General features: G+C 63.6%; 14 protein-coding genes and 1 tRNA gene. 5 read left to right on the top strand and 10 right to left on the bottom strand.

Annotation, left to right across the window (positions count from 1 at the left end):
• Positions 1–138: 138 nt before the first annotated feature.
• The 8 genes from A5791_RS02085 to A5791_RS02050 form a co-directional block, all read right to left on the bottom strand.
• Positions 139–1,713 (bottom strand): esterase-like activity of phytase family protein, encoded by a 1,575-nt coding sequence (locus tag A5791_RS02085; RefSeq protein ID WP_231995770.1) that lies wholly within the window; start codon positions 1,711–1,713, stop codon positions 139–141.
• Between the two features lie 34 nt (positions 1,714–1,747).
• A complete protein-coding gene (locus A5791_RS02080) occupies positions 1,748–2,530 on the bottom strand; it encodes a hypothetical protein (RefSeq protein WP_067230227.1) in 783 nt (260 codons plus the stop codon).
• A gap of 60 nt (positions 2,531–2,590) precedes the next feature.
• On the bottom strand, positions 2,591–3,496 hold the full coding sequence (locus tag A5791_RS02075) for an alpha/beta hydrolase (RefSeq protein ID WP_067230224.1): 906 nt from the start codon (positions 3,494–3,496) through the stop codon (positions 2,591–2,593).
• Positions 3,497–3,501: 5 nt separating this feature from the next.
• Positions 3,502–4,335 carry a mycofactocin-coupled SDR family oxidoreductase gene (locus tag A5791_RS02070; RefSeq protein ID WP_067230221.1) on the bottom strand — a complete coding sequence of 278 codons (834 nt, stop codon included), beginning with the start codon at positions 4,333–4,335 and terminating at the stop codon, positions 3,502–3,504.
• 9 nt (positions 4,336–4,344) lie between these two features.
• Positions 4,345–6,234, bottom strand: coding sequence for a M48 family metallopeptidase (locus A5791_RS02065; RefSeq protein WP_067230217.1), 1,890 nt, complete (start codon positions 6,232–6,234; stop codon positions 4,345–4,347).
• 8 nt (positions 6,235–6,242) lie between these two features.
• Positions 6,243–6,839 carry a LemA family protein gene (locus A5791_RS02060; RefSeq protein WP_197504582.1) on the bottom strand — a complete coding sequence of 199 codons (597 nt, stop codon included), beginning with the start codon at positions 6,837–6,839 and terminating at the stop codon, positions 6,243–6,245.
• 374 nt (positions 6,840–7,213) lie between these two features.
• Entirely contained in the window at positions 7,214–8,440 is a 1,227-nt protein-coding gene (locus A5791_RS02055; protein ID WP_067230214.1) for a bifunctional 2-polyprenyl-6-hydroxyphenol methylase/3-demethylubiquinol 3-O-methyltransferase UbiG, read from the bottom strand.
• Positions 8,437–9,594, bottom strand: coding sequence for a cytochrome P450 (locus A5791_RS02050; RefSeq protein ID WP_156660951.1), 1,158 nt, complete (start codon positions 9,592–9,594; stop codon positions 8,437–8,439). The genes A5791_RS02055 and A5791_RS02050 overlap by 4 nt, the downstream gene beginning before the upstream one ends.
• Before the next feature lie 340 nt (positions 9,595–9,934).
• Here A5791_RS02050 and A5791_RS02045 point away from each other — a divergent pair, with 340 nt between their 5' ends.
• Positions 9,935–10,819 carry a cyclopropane mycolic acid synthase family methyltransferase gene (locus tag A5791_RS02045; RefSeq protein WP_067230207.1) on the top strand — a complete coding sequence of 295 codons (885 nt, stop codon included), beginning with the start codon at positions 9,935–9,937 and terminating at the stop codon, positions 10,817–10,819.
• An 823-nt stretch (positions 10,820–11,642) separates the two neighbouring features.
• On the opposite strand, the gene A5791_RS25710 is transcribed toward A5791_RS02045, so the two are convergent.
• A complete protein-coding gene (locus A5791_RS25710) occupies positions 11,643–12,815 on the bottom strand; it encodes an LpqN/LpqT family lipoprotein (protein ID WP_156660950.1) in 1,173 nt (390 codons plus the stop codon).
• Positions 12,816–13,093: 278 nt separating this feature from the next.
• Here A5791_RS25710 and A5791_RS02030 point away from each other — a divergent pair, with 278 nt between their 5' ends.
• A complete protein-coding gene (locus A5791_RS02030) occupies positions 13,094–13,282 on the top strand; it encodes a hypothetical protein (RefSeq protein WP_369828007.1) in 189 nt (62 codons plus the stop codon).
• 15 nt (positions 13,283–13,297) lie between these two features.
• On the opposite strand, the gene A5791_RS02025 is transcribed toward A5791_RS02030, so the two are convergent.
• A tRNA-Leu gene (locus A5791_RS02025) sits at positions 13,298–13,371 on the bottom strand.
• A gap of 357 nt (positions 13,372–13,728) precedes the next feature.
• Between A5791_RS02025 and A5791_RS02020 the strand changes: the two genes are divergently transcribed.
• The 3 genes from A5791_RS02020 to A5791_RS02010 all read left to right on the top strand — a co-directional run.
• Positions 13,729–14,565, top strand: a complete 837-nt coding sequence (locus tag A5791_RS02020) for a PE domain-containing protein (protein WP_067230196.1) — start codon at positions 13,729–13,731, stop codon at positions 14,563–14,565.
• Between the two features lie 61 nt (positions 14,566–14,626).
• Entirely contained in the window at positions 14,627–15,787 is a 1,161-nt protein-coding gene (locus tag A5791_RS02015) for a PPE family protein (RefSeq protein WP_067230192.1), read from the top strand.
• A 70-nt stretch (positions 15,788–15,857) separates the two neighbouring features.
• The coding region (locus A5791_RS02010; protein ID WP_197504581.1) for a WXG100 family type VII secretion target at positions 15,858–15,994 on the top strand (137 nt) is incomplete at its 3' end.

Here is a 15,994-nt window from a genome sequence, read left to right as displayed (position 1 = left end):
GGCCCCCGCGCCCCCCCCCCCCCAGCGACACCGTCGGCATCAATCTTCCCAAACCCGAACGACTCCGGACAGCTTGACAACGCCCGCGCAGGGCGATTCTTGTGCGACTCTACGTCTGCTCGCGGTAGGTAGCGCAGCTCAGCCGACTTTGATCGGCACCATCACCGTTTCCATCTTGGCGGGCAGCAAGCTCGTGTCGACGGTCAAAACCTCTCCGCTGTCCTGAGTGCCGTTGGGCAGCATCTTCGGCACGAGGGTGAACGGCGGGGTTTGCGAAGCCAACCCCGCCAGCCCGAAGTCGCTGTCGTTGGCGATCATCAGCGTCTTGCCGCCGTCTCGGCTGATGATGCCTTCAATCTTGTCGTGCCCGAAGAAGTTCCCGTTGGCCGACAGCGAACGCACCAGTTCTCCGATGTCGAGCTTGAGTGTCTTTGCGGCGACGGCGATTCCGGCGGCTTTGAGTTTTTCTGCGGCGGCAGCGTCGGTGCTGACGCCGACAAGCGTCTCGATCGCGACGCCGTTGATCAGTAGTCCGCCACCGTCGGCGTGATAGGACGTCCCCGGCACCGTCGAACGCGGGCCGACGTCGGTGGCCGCGGAGATGTCGGCGACGTAGATCTTCTTGCTGCCGGCCGGGGCGGGCGCTCCGTCACGCTCGTCGATCAGGAACGTGGTGGCGCTGAGTGCGGTGATATCCGAGACCCCGACCTTGGTTTCCTGGGGGTTGGCCAGTGGATACAGGTACTCGTGCACGTTGGTGCGGTCGGCGAGGTTGACGGTGACAATGCGGGTCACGGGGACGGACTTGGCCGAGCCGGCCAGCCCCGGTGCGTTGAGGGCCGACTGCATGACGCCCACCAGCGTGGTGCCGTCGGGGGTGATCGTCAGACCCGCCATGCCCTGATTCGGGGTGCGCAGCGACAGCTCCCGCGGCAAGGTTCCGTCGAACGGCGAAAGACGTTCCAGCTCTTTGCCGTTGGCGTCGAAATGGACGACGAACGGCCCGTAGTCGTCGGACACCCAGAATGTCCCGTCGGCCATCGCGACCAAACCTTCGCTGTCCAGACCGTGATCGGAGCGCGCCAGCGGGTTCCCGTTGAGGTCCACCAGTGTCTCGCCGGTGGGCGCCTGCGGATCGATGAGGCCCACCAACGGTTTGCCGTCGCGTCCGCTCAGCACGATGATCTGCTCCAGCGATGCCACGCCGCCGGCGAGTTTGAACTTGGCGATCTGCGGGTGGAAATCGGGCAGCGGCAGCACCACCTCGTTCGGCGTGCGCCCGGCGACAGCCGGCCCGCGGTCGGTGAGGCCGTAGATCTCGTCGGCGCTGCCCGGGACCGCGGCGATGGCAGATCCGTGCGCGTTGGCCTGTATCGCGACCTCGCCGACGATGGTCAGCGGAGACTGGTCCTCGGCGTAGAGCCGGACGGCGCGGCTGACGGTGACGGGGAGCTGATCCGTGCCGCTGAATCCGGCGTCGGGCGTGTAAACCATCGCCCCGTAAGAGCCGTACGCGATGGTGCCGTGCGCGGGCTTGCCGAACGCCACCGGCGTCACGCCGTTCGTGGCGGCCAGCAACTGTCCCGGCGAAATCGTCAGGACTGCACCGGGTTTCGTACTCGGGGTACCGCTAGCGGGCTGCACAGACTCAATGGGCGGGTCCAGCGACGAGCACGACGCCAACGGCATCAAAACCGTTGCCGCCGCGGCCACCCAAACCTTCGCGGATCCCAACCCCGCCTGCCGATCAGTGCCGCTTGTCGCGCACTTTGTAGGTCGACGGCCACGATTTGCGGGATTCGTCGCCGGTCAGCGGGGTGCCCATGCCGCCGACTTTGACGTTGTACGCCTCTTTGCCCGGGCCGACTTCGCGATCGGCATGTTGCTGAGCGAGGTAGTACAGCTCGTCGATGGTGGCTTCGTCGTAGGCGACGAACGACGTTTCCCGGGCGACGTCGTCGATTCCGGCCAGCATCCGTTCGGGCAGGACTCGCGACGCCAGCGCCGCCGCGCCGAACAACGCGAACGAAATGATCCAGTAGCAGACGTAGGACAGCGCAGTGCTGCAGTCCCGCAGCGTGCCGTCGGCGCGGATGATCGCCGGGATCAGCGACGACACCGTCATACCGGCGAATGTCCCCACCCAGATCCAGGTCAATACCCTGGTCAGCCGGCCGAAAAGCTCGGTTTTGACGACGTCGGCGGGTTGTTCGGCCGCGGCGAACTCGTGCGCGAACGGCTTGCCCATCAGCACGCTGACCAGTGCGACGACGAAGAGCCCGGCAGTGCCGAGCGGCTGAATCCACCGCGCCGCGAACGGCTCGCTGACCACGCCCACGACCACAGCTAACACCGCAAACATTGCGATAGAGCCGATTTCGAGCGCGGTTACCGGCTTTCGAGCAGCCCGCCCGGTCGCGAACCCGGCGACGGCAATCGCCAGCGCGACCAGCACCGCGGCAAGGAAAGGAACGTTACCGACAAGCACCCAAAAGACGATCCACGGCGTCAAGCCAGACAGCATGCCCACGATCGGCCAGTGTATGAGTCGCGGTTTGCCGGGACGACGGCGGTAACCGACGGGGGCTTATCACGACGGCCTGCCGATTGCCTCACTGAGCGCCGCGCACTGGCTTTCGAAAAACCGCCGGGACACCCCCTTCTTGGGCGCCAGCAGGTCGAAACCGTGAAACGCGCCCTCGACCACCTCCACCACGCATGGGACACCACTGTTCTTAAGCCGATCGGCGTATTCGTGGCTCTCGGTGAAGAGCAGATCACGGGTTCCGACGCCGATCCAGGCTGGCGGCAAACCGGTGAGGTCCGTTGCCCGGGCAGGAACGGCTTGGTTCGGGTCGGCGCCACGCAGATAGCTCTTCCAGCCGAAGCGGTTCATGCCTTGATCCATCATGCGACGGCGCTCGGGCTCGGGATCTGGGCGAAACGCCGGCCGATCGTCCAGCATCGGGTAAGTCAACAACTGGATCACCGGTTGGGCAGCAGATCCCTGATCACGCAGCCGCAGAGCGAGGGCGGCGGCTAGACCTCCCCCCGCGCTGCCGCCACCGATCGCAACTCGTGACGAATCCACCGCCGGCTGAGCGAGGAGCCACTCCAGTGCCGTCTCGCAGTCGTCCAGCGCTGCGGGATACGGGTACTCGGGCGCCACGCGGTATTCGACGGAGGCGACGACGGCGCCGACCGCACGCGCGAACCGCCGGCACAGTTTGTCGTTCTGCGCGGCGCAGCCGATGACGTAGCAGCCGCCGTGAATCCACAGCAGGCCCGGCACAGGACCCATGCGCCCCGCTGGTCTGTGCACCCGGACACCAACGCCCGGTCCCAGTGACACCACCTCCACGTCGCGTGGGCCTCCGACAGCGGTCATCGCCACCATCGTTCGGGCAATCGGCAGTGTCCGAGGGGTCATTCTCATCACGCGGCTGGGTGTGAATCTGGCGATCCTGCGCAGATCAGGGTGAAAGTCGTCGACCATAAGCCCTACTTTGCGTTGAAGCCGGCGTCGACGGGAAGCGTGATGCCGGTGATATAGCGGCCGGACAGCCCGCACAGATAGACCATCGCTTCGGTCACGTCGGCGGAGTCCACCATTGGGACCGGTAACAGGTTTTGCAGCCCACTGTTGCCTTCGGGATGTTCTACCACGTTCCGTGCCACCGCCTCGTTCAGGATCATCGGTGTTGCCACCCCGCTCGGGTGCACGGTATTGACGCGAATGTTCTTTTCCGCCAACGTGGTTGCGTAATATCGCATCAGCCCCACGACGCCGTGTTTGGCAGCGTGGTAGCCGGCAAAGCCGTGGCTTCGAACGCTGAATGCCGGGCATACGCTGTTCAGTCCCGCAGCTGAGCTCGTGATGACGATCGCCCCACCTTCACCGTGCTCCAACAATGCGGGCAGTGCCGCCTCGATCGTGTAGTAGACGCCGTGGAGCAATACGTCGACCGCGTCGATATAGGCTGAAACGTCATATCTCTCGTCGCCAACGGCGGGCATGATCCCGGCGTTGGCGAGGATGAAGTCGACTCGTCCCAACTCGGAAACCCCATGCGCGACAACAGCCTTCAACTGCTCGAAATCCCGGACGTCACCCTGCTCGGCGACTATGCGACGGCCGGTCTTCTCGACCAGGTTGACTGTCTCGTCGAGATCTTCGCGAGTTGCCATCGGGTAGGCGACGCTGTCGATCTGATCGCAGAGATCCAACGCGATGATGTCGGCGCCCTCCTCGGCGAACCGAACCGCGTGCGAGCGGCCCTGGCCCCGTGCGGCGCCGGTGATGAACGCGACCTTGCCGTCGAACTGCAATGCCATCGTTTCTCCCTAGACGACGGGCGGAACCGGACAGTGCAGCACACCGCACACGGTTCGCAGCAGCTCCGATTCCTCCAAAGTGATTACCCTGTCTGCCATTACGGTCGTGACGACGGCGGCAACGAGGGTGGCCTTGTCGTTGCCTTCGAGCCCGTCGATCACCGGCCACACTTGTTCGAGTTCGAATACGTTCTTGATTGGCACGAACGGAATCCGCGCCTCGGGGTATGCCACCGAGATTCCCACCTGAAATGCCGCAGCCGCAGCCCGCGGGTCGCTGTTACCGGTCTGCGCCAGCAACGCGATGAGACAGGAAACGGCGCTTTGGGCGCTGGCCAGGCTCTGGCGTCTGCTCTTCCACGGCGATCCCGACGTCAACGCCTCGTTCAAGCCGACGAAAACCAGTGTGCCAAGGCAATATTCGAAGATGTCGATTCGCCCGTCGGCGTTGATCAGTTCGCCGACAACCGATAGCACCTGTCGCAGCTCAGTCTCGGGACGACCACGCAGCGCGGGAAATGCGATGGACGCCACGGGCAGACGCAGGCTCGGGTCGACTTGCACCAGCTCGGCCGCGCATCGCCAGGCCTCGTCGGCCAACTGCTTGCCATGTTGCCGCGCGACGATCTGGTATTGGGCCTGACGGACATTCTCGTTGCGGTCGAAGATGAGCCCGTAGATCAACGGAACCGCGGTGGCGGCGTTGTGCGCAAGGTCGGCAACCTGCTGCGGAATCTCGGCGCGGATTCGCCTCCCCGCATGGTATGACGCGGCGGTCGGATTCCCCACGGCCGCTGTGTATTCGCGGGGATTGAGCTGACGTCGGGGTGCTTGCTGTGCCGGAGCTTGCGCGAGGCCCATCCGGGAGTCCTCCGCCAAGCCGTCCGGCGGTCGACTGAACCAGCCTTGGCGCAGCTGCTCGAGGTTGGCGGGAGTGAAGTCAGGCTCGAGCACCTGGATGCGCTTGATGAGCGGCGGGTGGGTCGCGTAGAGCGCAGAGAAGTTCAATCCCGGCCCGAACAGCATGTGACTGACGTTCTCGGTCTTGGGGCTGTGCAGCTGGGAGCCCGCCTCCAGCCCACCGATCTTCTTCAGCGCGCCGGTCAATCCGCTGGTCTGCCTGGTGAATTGGACCGCTGAGGCGTCGGCGAGGTACTCCCGTTGACGGGAGACGGCGGCTTTGATCAGCCGTCCGAAGAAGACTCCGATCCACCCTGCCGCCAGCACGACTAACCCCACCGCCCACAGCGGGATGCTGTTATCGCGGTCGCGGCTGCGTCCGCCGCCCGTATACCACAGCATCCGGCCGATCACCGACAACGCCGTGATTCCCGCCAGCACGCCGATGAGTCTGATACCCAACCGCATATCGCCATTCACGACGTGGCTGAACTCGTGTGCGATCACGCCCTGCAGTTCGTCGCGGTTGAGCCGGTCGAGTGAGCCTTGAGTCACGCACACGGCCGCATCGGCCGGTGTGTATCCGGCGGCGAACGCGTTGATACCCGGTTCGTGTGGCAGGTAATAGAGCACGGGCACAGGTGTGCTCGAAGCGATTGCGATTTCTTCGACGACGTTGCGGTACCGCTTGAGCTTTGGGTCGGTTGGCATCGGTGGTACGGGCACCCCGCCAAGGCTCTCGGCAACCTTGACCCCGCCACCATGGCGCAGCATCAGCGTCCTGACTATCGAGACCGCCGAAATCATCAGCAGCACTGCGCCACTCACGACGATCGATAGCGTGATCAGCTGCTGGGGCGTTACCGACTCCCGGGTCGCGATTGCCGCGATGAACACGAAATTCACAATCGCGGTTATTGCGAGGACCGCCAGGACGAAAAGAATCACCAACCATTTCGATGTCGCGCGGACCTTGCGCTGACGCTCGAAGAAGTCCATGAACTAGGTCAGAACTGAACGCGCGGGGCTTCGCGCTCGGGCGGAGCCGCCTCCAGCGGTGCTGCCGGGGTGAAGCCGAACATGCCCGCGAACATTGCGGCCGGGAACGTTTCGCGCTTGTTGTTGTACGTCATGACCGAGTCGTTGAAGGCCTGGCGGGCGAAAGCGACGCGGTTTTCCGTCGAGGTCAGCTCTTCCGAGAGCTGCATCATGTTCTGATTCGCCTTGAGGTCCGGGTACGCCTCGCGCAGCGCAAGCAACCGGCCGAGAGCGCCGGATAGCGCACCCTCCGAGGCCGACAGCTGACCCATGGCGGCGGGGTCCCCGGGTTCGGCGGCCGCCGCCGTCCGGGCGGTGACCGCCGCGTTTCGTGCCTGAATGACCGCTTCCAGAGTGCCGCGCTCGTGGGCCATGTAGGCCTTGGCGGTTTCGACGAGATTCGGAATCAGGTCGTGACGTCGGGTCAGTTGAACGTCGATCTGCGCGAACGCGTTCTTGAAGGCGTTGCGCGCACGGACGAGCCCGTTGTACACGCCGACCACGAAGAACACGAAGATCGCCAGGATTACCACGATGACGATCACGACGATGATGGCGATGCTCACTTGTTCCGCCTTTGCTGCTGGTAGGGGACCGTGCTCGTCATGGTCGCATATGGCCGGAATTCGGGGGTCGGAATTCGGCGCCGGAATTCGAGAGCCCGCCGGTCCGATCAGGGCGAGTCGGTGCACCGCCGGAGCCGCCTGTCACTCCAATCCCGGAGGGGGAATGTGCCATTCAGTCCACCTCGGAGCGACAATATGTTGGCGTGCAACGGATTGTCGCTGTGAGTCGGACAAAAAGACACACACCGCATTTCTTGTGACTCGTGAGACTGATGATGAACGCGCGACTGGCGTGTCCGCCCGCAACACCCAACGCTGTTCTCGTGCGAACGGCGTCAGATTTGAACCGGCCGTTGGGCATTGAAGACCTTGGACTAACCGCTCGGGTCTGCGTTGAGCCCCATCGCCAGAAAGTCGAGGCGCCACAGCGACTGGAAGAGGGTGCGGCCGAACTCCTGCAAGCCGGACTTACCTTCGTCGGTCAGGTTCGCCTGCTTCGCCACACATTCGGCGATCTCGCGAATCGTGCGGCGCCCGTCCACGTGCTGGACGAGGGGCAGCTGTGCGGAGTCGAGCTTCAATTTCATTCCGGGCGAGAGGATTTCGTCGCCCGATAGCAGGCACGCCGTACGCGCCACGGGAACGAAATCCAGTGATCCAGGCGACGAGAAATCGATCGTGTAATGCTCTTTCCGGCGTTCGGGGCGGCAGGCGATGAAGAAGTGAGTGGCGTTAGATGTCTGCAGCCGCTCCATTACCGACCACAATTCGGCGTCCGGCAACCGATCCAGCATTGATTTGAATCCATTGGCCGGCATAAGAAGGTCGTTCGGGTAGTACGGCGTTTTGTGAAACCAGCCCTGAAAAGCGAGCCCGGCGGAGCTGACCAGGTCCAGGCACTCCCCGACTGTGTAACTCCGCTGTCGGCTGTGTAGGAACGTGTCGACCAGGGCCCCGTCGGTCAGCAGGTCGCGCGCCCGTTTGAGGTAGGTCAGGACCGGGTGCTCCCCCGGCAGGACTGCCATCGCGTCTTTCACCAACTGGATTGAGGCCGCGTCCTGCGATAGGCCCAGATCGCGAAAGACTGTTTCCAGAATCTCCACTCCGAGCCGGCCGTACCTCGCGTAGAGCATGACACCCAAAGCCCCATCGGTGCGCAAACATTCGCCCAAAGCTCTGAGTCCGGCCAGCGGATCGGCCAAGTGGTGCAAGACCCCGCTGGAGACGATGAGGTCGAAGTCGCGTCCAAGCGATGACACCTCTTCGATCGGCAGCAGGTGCAGCTCCAAGTTCTGCAGCCCGTGCTTGTCCTTCAGATATTCGTGGTGATCGAGGGCAGAACGGCTGACGTCGATCGCCACTACTTTCGCGGCCCGGTTCATGAAGGCAAAAACCGCCGCCTGATAGGTGCCGCAACCCGCGATGAGAATGTCAAGCTCCGGCCTATATTCGCGATTCGGCCACAACACGCGGTGGGCCCAGAACGGATCGAACCAGTCCCAATGGTTCTTGGTCCACGACTCTAGGTCGGTTACCGGAGGCGGATACTCCCACTCGTCGTATTGGCGGGATACACCGTCGGCCCGCGGATCGTTGGTCACCTCGGCGCGTTGGCGGCGAGACGTCGAGCGGGTGCGAAGCGGACGGGCATCGACCGGATGCCGTTTATCAGGTTTGACCGCAACCGTTTGACAGGCCCGGCGAGTTCGAGGCCATACATCCGCGACATCACCTCTGCGATGATTGCCGACGCCTCTACGCGCGCGAGGTTCGCACCGAGGCAGAAGTGCGTCCCGCCTCCACCGAAGGCGAGGTGGGGATTCGGCGCGCGGCCGATGTCGAAACGGTCGGGATCGGCGAATCGGCTCTCATCGCGGTTGGCAGACGGGTAGAACATCGCGGCGCGATCGCCCGCCTTGACGGGTACTCCGCGCAATTCGGTGTCCTTCGTTGCGGTGCGCACGAACACTGTCACCGGAGAGGTATACCGCAGCATCTCCTCGATCGCGGTCGGCATCAGCGAAGGGTCTGCGGCAAGGCGTTGCCACTCAGCGGGATGCTGCATCAACGCGAGGATGCCCGCTGCGACGAGGTTGCGGGTCGTATCGCCCCCGGCATCGATCAGCAGGAGGAAGAACAGGTCGAACTCCAAGTCGGTCAGCTGCTCGCCGTCCACTTCGGCATGGAGTAAAGACGTCGCGATGTCGTCGCCGGGCTCTGCCCGTTTGCGCGCCGCGAGCTCGGTTGCGTATTGGAACATCTGCATGAGCGCCTGCTCGTTGGCGCCGTCGCCGACAAAGCCGGTGTGCAGCATTTCGGTCAGTTCGTAGAGTCGCCGACCGTCGTCGAGTGGGATGCCGAGCAGTTCTGCGATTACGTAGGACGGCAGCGCGCCCGCGACGTCGTCGACGAAATCGCATTCGCCCCGCTCGATCACGTCGTCGACGATCTGCCGCGCCATGTCCGCGAGGTGATCGTTCAGTCGCGCCACCTGGCGGGGGGTGAACCCCTTGTTGACCAACTTGCGCAATGCGGTGTGCCGTGGCGGGTCCATCTGCAACATGACCGGCGGCAGGTCGGGGCGCGGAATTTCGAACATCACGCCTGTTGCCTGCGACGACCACGTGGCAATGTCCCGCGAAACGGCCTGCACCTCGTCATAGCCGGTCAGAGCCAGGAAACCGGGCCCGTCCTTGTACGGGTGCCAGGCAACAGGAGCTCGTCGGCGAAGCTCGCGGAATGCCTCGTAAGGCATGCCGCACTGATAGGTGCCCGGATCGGCGAGGTCGACGCCACCGACGCTAATTGCGTCACTTATCACGCCCCACCTCCTGCGGCAGGCTTCGACCCAGAGGCTGGGACGGCGTTATCAGCAAACAATAGTATGCCGTTGGTCCTCTTCACAGAGCTACCGTGTAACCTTCAGCGAGCGCGATAGCCGATTGTGGTCCATTTAGTGGTGCGGGCCACAAAGCGTCCGCCACTGTCGCGGCGCTCGTTGGGTGGCCAAGGGTGGTACGCCCAGATCAGGCCGCGTTTGGCGTTAGCCGCACGCGGCTAAGCTCAACAGAAATCGAAGTCAGAAAGTAGCTGCGGTGCCGGAAAAGCGAAGTGAATCCATCAGTCTCGAGCCGCATTTCACGGATGTCCAAGCCCATTACGACCTGTCCGACGACTTCTTCAGGCTCTTTCTGGATCCGACCCAGACCTATAGCTGCGCGTACTTCGAACGTGAAGATATGACACTCGAAGAAGCGCAGATTGCAAAAATCGACCTGTCACTTGGCAAGCTCGGGCTGCAACCCGGCATGACGTTGCTCGACATCGGATGCGGCTGGGGCGCCACCATCGGCCGGGCGCTGGAGCAATACGACGTCAACGTGATCGGCTTGACGCTGAGCCGCAATCAGCAGGCCCACACACAACGACGGCTCGACGATCATCCCAGCCCGCGAAGCAAGCGCGTCTTGTTGCAGGGCTGGGAGCAGTTCGATGAGAAGGTGGACCGCATCGTCTCGATCGGGGCCTTCGAGCACTTTGGACGGGACCGTTACACGGACTTTTTTGCGACGGCCTACGCGGCGCTTCCCGCTGATGGTGTGATGCTGTTGCACACCATCATCAAGCCCAGCGAGGAGGAGTTCACCGAGCGCGGGCTGCCCATCACCATGACCAAGCTGCGGTTCATGAAGTTCATCATGGACGAGATATTCCCTGGTGGGGACCTTCCCAACGCCAAGACGGTCGAGGAGCACGCGCAGCAAGCCGGATTCGTCGTCAAGCGCGTCCAGCAGCTGCGCCTGCACTACGCGCGGACCCTGGACACGTGGGCGGCCGCCCTCGAATCACGTCGCGACGAGGCCATAGCCGTTCAGTCCCAGGAGGTCTACGACCGGTACATGAAGTACCTGACCGGTTGCGCCGACCTGTTCCGCGAGGGCTACACCGACGTCGCCCAATTCACGCTTGCCAAATCCTGAGAAGGGTGCCGTTGGTACCGCAGTGTGGCTTACCGTGAGCGGGACCGAAGGCCAGTCACCATACATTGTCCATGCTGGTCGATAGGCCGTTGTCACACGTCACGGTGTCGTGAAAGGTCGAGCCGGTCGCGGGTCCGCGATATTTGATCTTTGTCTCCTGCGAGCCGGTTACGGTGAAATTAACGGCGTCGTTCCAGTTGATTGCCCTTGCAGTACCCGCCACCGCAACGGATCTGTAAACGCATCCCACCGCAGGCTTGTCTGCGTTATTGGTAATCGACACAAAGGCCGCCGCCAACGAGTGGTCCTGCCGTAGCTTCAGCTGGGGAGGCGCAGGGGGCGGCGGTACCGCCACTGGAGGTCCCGCCGCAGGGGGTGCCGCGGTGCGGGGTACCGCCACTGGTGGTGCCGCCAGTTGGGATGCCGCCGCTGGGGGTTCCGCCGCTGGGGGCGCCGTCGGATCCGGTGTCCACCACCCGGTCGCAATGAGCGAGAATCTCGGCGACCACGGAGTATTCGTCCCATTTGTGCCGCGGGGCGCGGCGCCAGGCTCCCCCGCCCCCGACATGACAATTCCGACAGCAGCGATAAATGCGGCAGCCGCAATGACAACACCCGCGCGCCGGGACCACGGCGGGGTGGCTGCTTCACCGTGGCGGGTGGTGAACACCTTCATCGCGCTCGCCTCCTCGGCCCGAAGCCCCAAGGCGGGGGTGACCATTAGCATACGAGCTACCTGCAGACAAGATGCATTGGTCGATGGGGACGCAGGTAGGCGTGTGGCACGACACGAGCACGACGGGCGGAGACATTCTTCCGAGTATCAAGGCGTGATAGTTGTCGCCTGGTCGATCACACCGGTCACATCATTCAACGCGTTGGCGTCGATCTGCGGACCCTCGGCTTTGAGCTGCAATACGAACACTCCATTCTTGCTTAGGATGACCACCGTCTTCTGGGCAACCATTCGCGTGACGCCGTTCTTTGTGTACGCGCCGGCAATTTGGTATGCGGGATGGCCACTTAATGCGCTGTTTTGACCCTCCCCGCCGACATATCCTGGCAAATTCTTGACCTCACCGCCGGCGACGGCCAGCAGCCTGTCCGTATCGACAGCACCCGTCAACTTCGCGACGATCGCGATGATCTTGGATGGGTCCTTGGGATCGGTCGGCGTGTTAAAGACGATCCCGCCATACGGGGAGTCGGCGGCTTCGGGAATCCGTGTCCAGCCCACGGGAACTGGAAGGTCGATCTTCGGCGTGCCCGGTGTGCCGCGGGTGATCATCGTCTGCTGGATGTTGTTTTTCTTGATGTAGTCGCCGATCGTCTCGTTCGGGCCCGACCCCTCAGCGAACGGCGAGGGAGCCGAAGTGGTTGCCGCGGGAGTTGATGTCGAGGTCGATGTCGACGTGTTCGACGACTTCGAACTTTGAACTACGGCGAAGGTGATCAGGCCGCCAACGAGGAAGATACCGAAGCCCACAATAACGGCGACAAACCAACTGCTGGTTTGCCATTGTCTTTGGACAGCCACGAAATCCGGCGGTGTAGCCGTTCTCGGCGGCGCTGGGATCGTCGCCTGGGCCAGTTGCCGTGGTGGTGGGATAGCTCGTAGCCCGACTTCTGCTGCCTCGCGCAGTTTCTGTTGGGTTATCTCGAACAGCGCACCGGCGTCACGGTAGCCCGGCTGCTCATGCTCGATCGCGGCTAGCAGGCCGGCGGCATGCTGCCACCGTTCGTGGTCTAAGTGGTTGACTGCCTGCGCATAGCGGTCGGCGAGTTCGGTTTCGCGAATCTCGGCCCGCGCGTCGGAGACGATGCCCCCCGGGTCGGAGTTGTCCGGGTCGATTAGAGCGAGCGCCCGGCCGGCGGCCAGGACGGCATTCCATTGCCCCGCCTGATGCAGGGCCGTCATCTCATCCACCAATGCTTTACGTCGTTGGGAGGCGGTCAGATTTCCCAACGCGTTGAGCACGACGTCCCAGTCACCCATGGCGGAAGCCTCGGCCTTGCTCGACTAGGTAAACCTCGCCGATCCCACCGGCGCCCCGGAATCGCTCAATTACGAAGCCGGCGAAAACCTCACCGTTTTTCAACGGCATACGCGAAGCCTACTGCCGACCAGCGCTTAATTTTCTTTTTCGCGCAGCAGGACAAATTCCGCAGCAGTGAAATCGACGGGTTGCTGGGAGGGAGCACGCGAATCGTTCGCACCGCGGCAGCAACTGCGCCACACTTGTGCTTCTCTGGGCAATCAGCGCAGGGACCAACATGAAGGTGCTGCAGACCCTGCTGCGCCGAAAGACGGCCGCGCTCAGGCTGGACCGCTACGGGCACCTGTTGCCCGACGACTTGGGTCGCATCGCGCACGCCTTCGACGTTGCCGCTCAAGCTCCTGCGGACGCGCTGCGGACGATTTCGCCACTGCAGGCAGTCACGCGTCGGCAAAAACAACCTTGAGTAGGACTTATCTCGTGCCCCCAGTCGGACTCGAACCGACACTGGACGGATTTTAAGTCCGCTGCCTCTGCCAATTGGGCTATGGGGGCTCGGCGGCGAATCTAGCGCGCGGAGCCCAGGTCCGGGGCATCGCACCCCACCCCAAAACACGCCAAATTCGCGATGTGCATCAGGGACGCAGGTCGACTAAAATGCCCGCGCCGCGTGTGTCTATCCAGGTTGCTGACCCAACGCAGGTGACATCGCTATGTCATCCGGCAGGAGCTTGTTAAAACTGCAAGCTTCCTCGTTAAGAAGCCGTAAACGGCTGTCACCCTGGCCCTTTCGATCCGGAATGTGGAGTCATGGGTCGTTAGCCTTACCGCCAACGCACAGGGTCCGTTACGCGAACACACAGGGTCGATTTACCGCCTGAGATAGACACTTTCGAACAACTAGGAGCATGGATGTCGTTTCTGACAGCACTGCCAGAAGAGTTGCTCGCCGCACAGGCGCTGCTGAGTGGAATTACCAGTAACCTGACGGCGCAGAACATGGGTGCCGCGGCTCCGACAACCACTATCCTGCCCGCAGCCGCCGACCCGGTATCGGCTCAGCAGGCGGCGATCTTCGCGGCTTACGGAACCCAATACCAGACGATTGCCGCCGAAGCGCAGACTCTTCAAGAGCAGTACGTGAGCACCCTCGGGACCAGCTCGACCACCTATAGCGCAACGGAAGCCGCCAACGCGGCCCAGGCCGCTACCCCTAGCGGCAATATCATCGACGTAATATCCGGGCTTCTCGGCGGTCCCTCCAACAGCCTCAACGGCCAACCATTCAGCCTGTCCAGCAACCTGGCCAACTACTTCAACATCGGTGGCGGGAACTGGGCGTCCGCCGGGTCTGACCTGCTCGGTCTTGGTGGTCTGCTGAATGCACCCGAGGCCGACGCCGCCGCTGCCGCGGACCTCGCCGGTGCGACGGCGCCGGCGCCTGCGGTCGCGCCCGCCGGCGGCATGGGCGGCATGGGCGCGATGCCTATGGCCGCGGTGGGCCAGGCCACCATGGTGGGCAATAGGTTGTCGGTACCACCCAGTTGGGCCGGCACGGTCACTTCGGCGACCAGCTCTGCGACTGCTCTGGAGACTGTCGGCTGGACCGCCGCGGCGCCGCAGGCCGGCGCTGGGGCGATCGTCCCCGGAATGCCCGGAATGGTGACGGGCGCACGTAACAGCGCAGGCTTCGGTGCACCGCGCTACGGCGTCAAGCCCATCGTCATGCCCAAGCCGACAGCAGTTTGAGAATCGGCCTTCTGCACATAGTCCACAACTAGCCAGTCGAAAAGAAACGGGATACAGAACAATGGTCTTGGATTTCGCAGCTATACCGCCTGAAATCACTTCAGCCCTCATGTATGCGGGCGCAGGCGCGGGACCGCTTATGGCCGCTGCGACCGCTTGGCATAACCTGGCCGCCGAGCTGAGCGCGACAGCGACCCAATGGGAATCCATAATCACGGCACTGACCACCGAGCAGTGGACAGGAGCCGGATCGGCAGCAGCGGCAGCCGCCGCCCAGCCCATCGTGAGCTGGCTGACCACCACGTCAGCGGCGGCCGAGCAAGCAGGCGTCCAGGCCACGGCATCGGCGGCCGCTTATGAAGCGGCGTTTGCGGCTACGGTGCCCCCGCCGGAAATCGTTGCCAACAGGACATTGCTGGCGAACCTCATCGCGACGAACTTCCTGGGCATCAATACGCCCGCGATCATGGCGACCGAGGCCCACTACGCCGAAATGTGGGTTCGAGATGCCACGATGATGTACGTCTACCAGGCCGCCTCGCTGGCGGCAGGCGTCCTTCAGCCGGTAACGCCCATGGCGCCGGCCACCAACCCCGCCGGCGAGGGCTTGCAAGCCGCATCGGTCGCCCAGGCCACCGCGTCCACGCCCGTCCAGGCATTGACTAACTCAGTGACGTCGCTTGCCGCGCCCGCGGCTACCGGTAGCGACCTCATCACTTCGCTCGACGGCTTGATCGGAACTCCGTTCATCTTCAATGGCGTCAACGGCGGAGTTAACACCGCGGCGTGGTTCACCATGAACGCCATCCCGAACGCCGCCCTGATGGGGAAAACCCTTGGCGTCGTGCCAGGCTTCACCCCCGCCGCCCTCGCGGACTCTGTTGCGCCGGTCGCCGGCGAGGCGGCGGTGGCGGAAGGAGCCATGGTGAGCTCGTTTGCACCCGGGGGCTTGGGCGCGGCGGCATCGGCAAGCCTGGGCCAGGCCGGCTCGGTCGGCGGATTGTCGGTGCCGGCCGGCTGGTCGAGCGCCACGCCCGCCACCACCGTCGGCGCGACGGTAGCCGAAGGCAGCGGCTGGACCGCAGCCGCCGAAGAGGCCGCACCGATTGCCGCAATGCCCGGCGGGCCGGGAATGGTGGCCGGCGCCAAGGGTGCCGGCGCTTACGCCGGACCGCGGTATGGCGTCAAGCCGATCGTCATGCCCAAACAGGTCGTCGTCTGATTCGAAAGCTGCCAATCGTTTGAGACCACCGGGACAACATTCCGCAATTTCGAGATAAGGAGAAATTCATATGGCAACGCGGTTTATGACCGACCCGCACGCGATGCGGGCGATGGCGGGGCGTTTCGAGACCCACGCCCAGACAGTTGAGGACGAGGCCCGCCGGATGTGGGCGTCGTCGCAGAACATCTCGGGTGCGGGCTGGAG

It is taken from the genome of Mycobacterium sp. 852002-51163_SCH5372311 (assembly GCF_001667115.1).
In the GTDB taxonomy this organism is placed as follows: domain Bacteria; phylum Actinomycetota; class Actinomycetes; order Mycobacteriales; family Mycobacteriaceae; genus Mycobacterium.
Note: the sequence above shows the minus strand (reverse complement) of the source record. Positions and strands in the feature narration are given on the sequence as shown.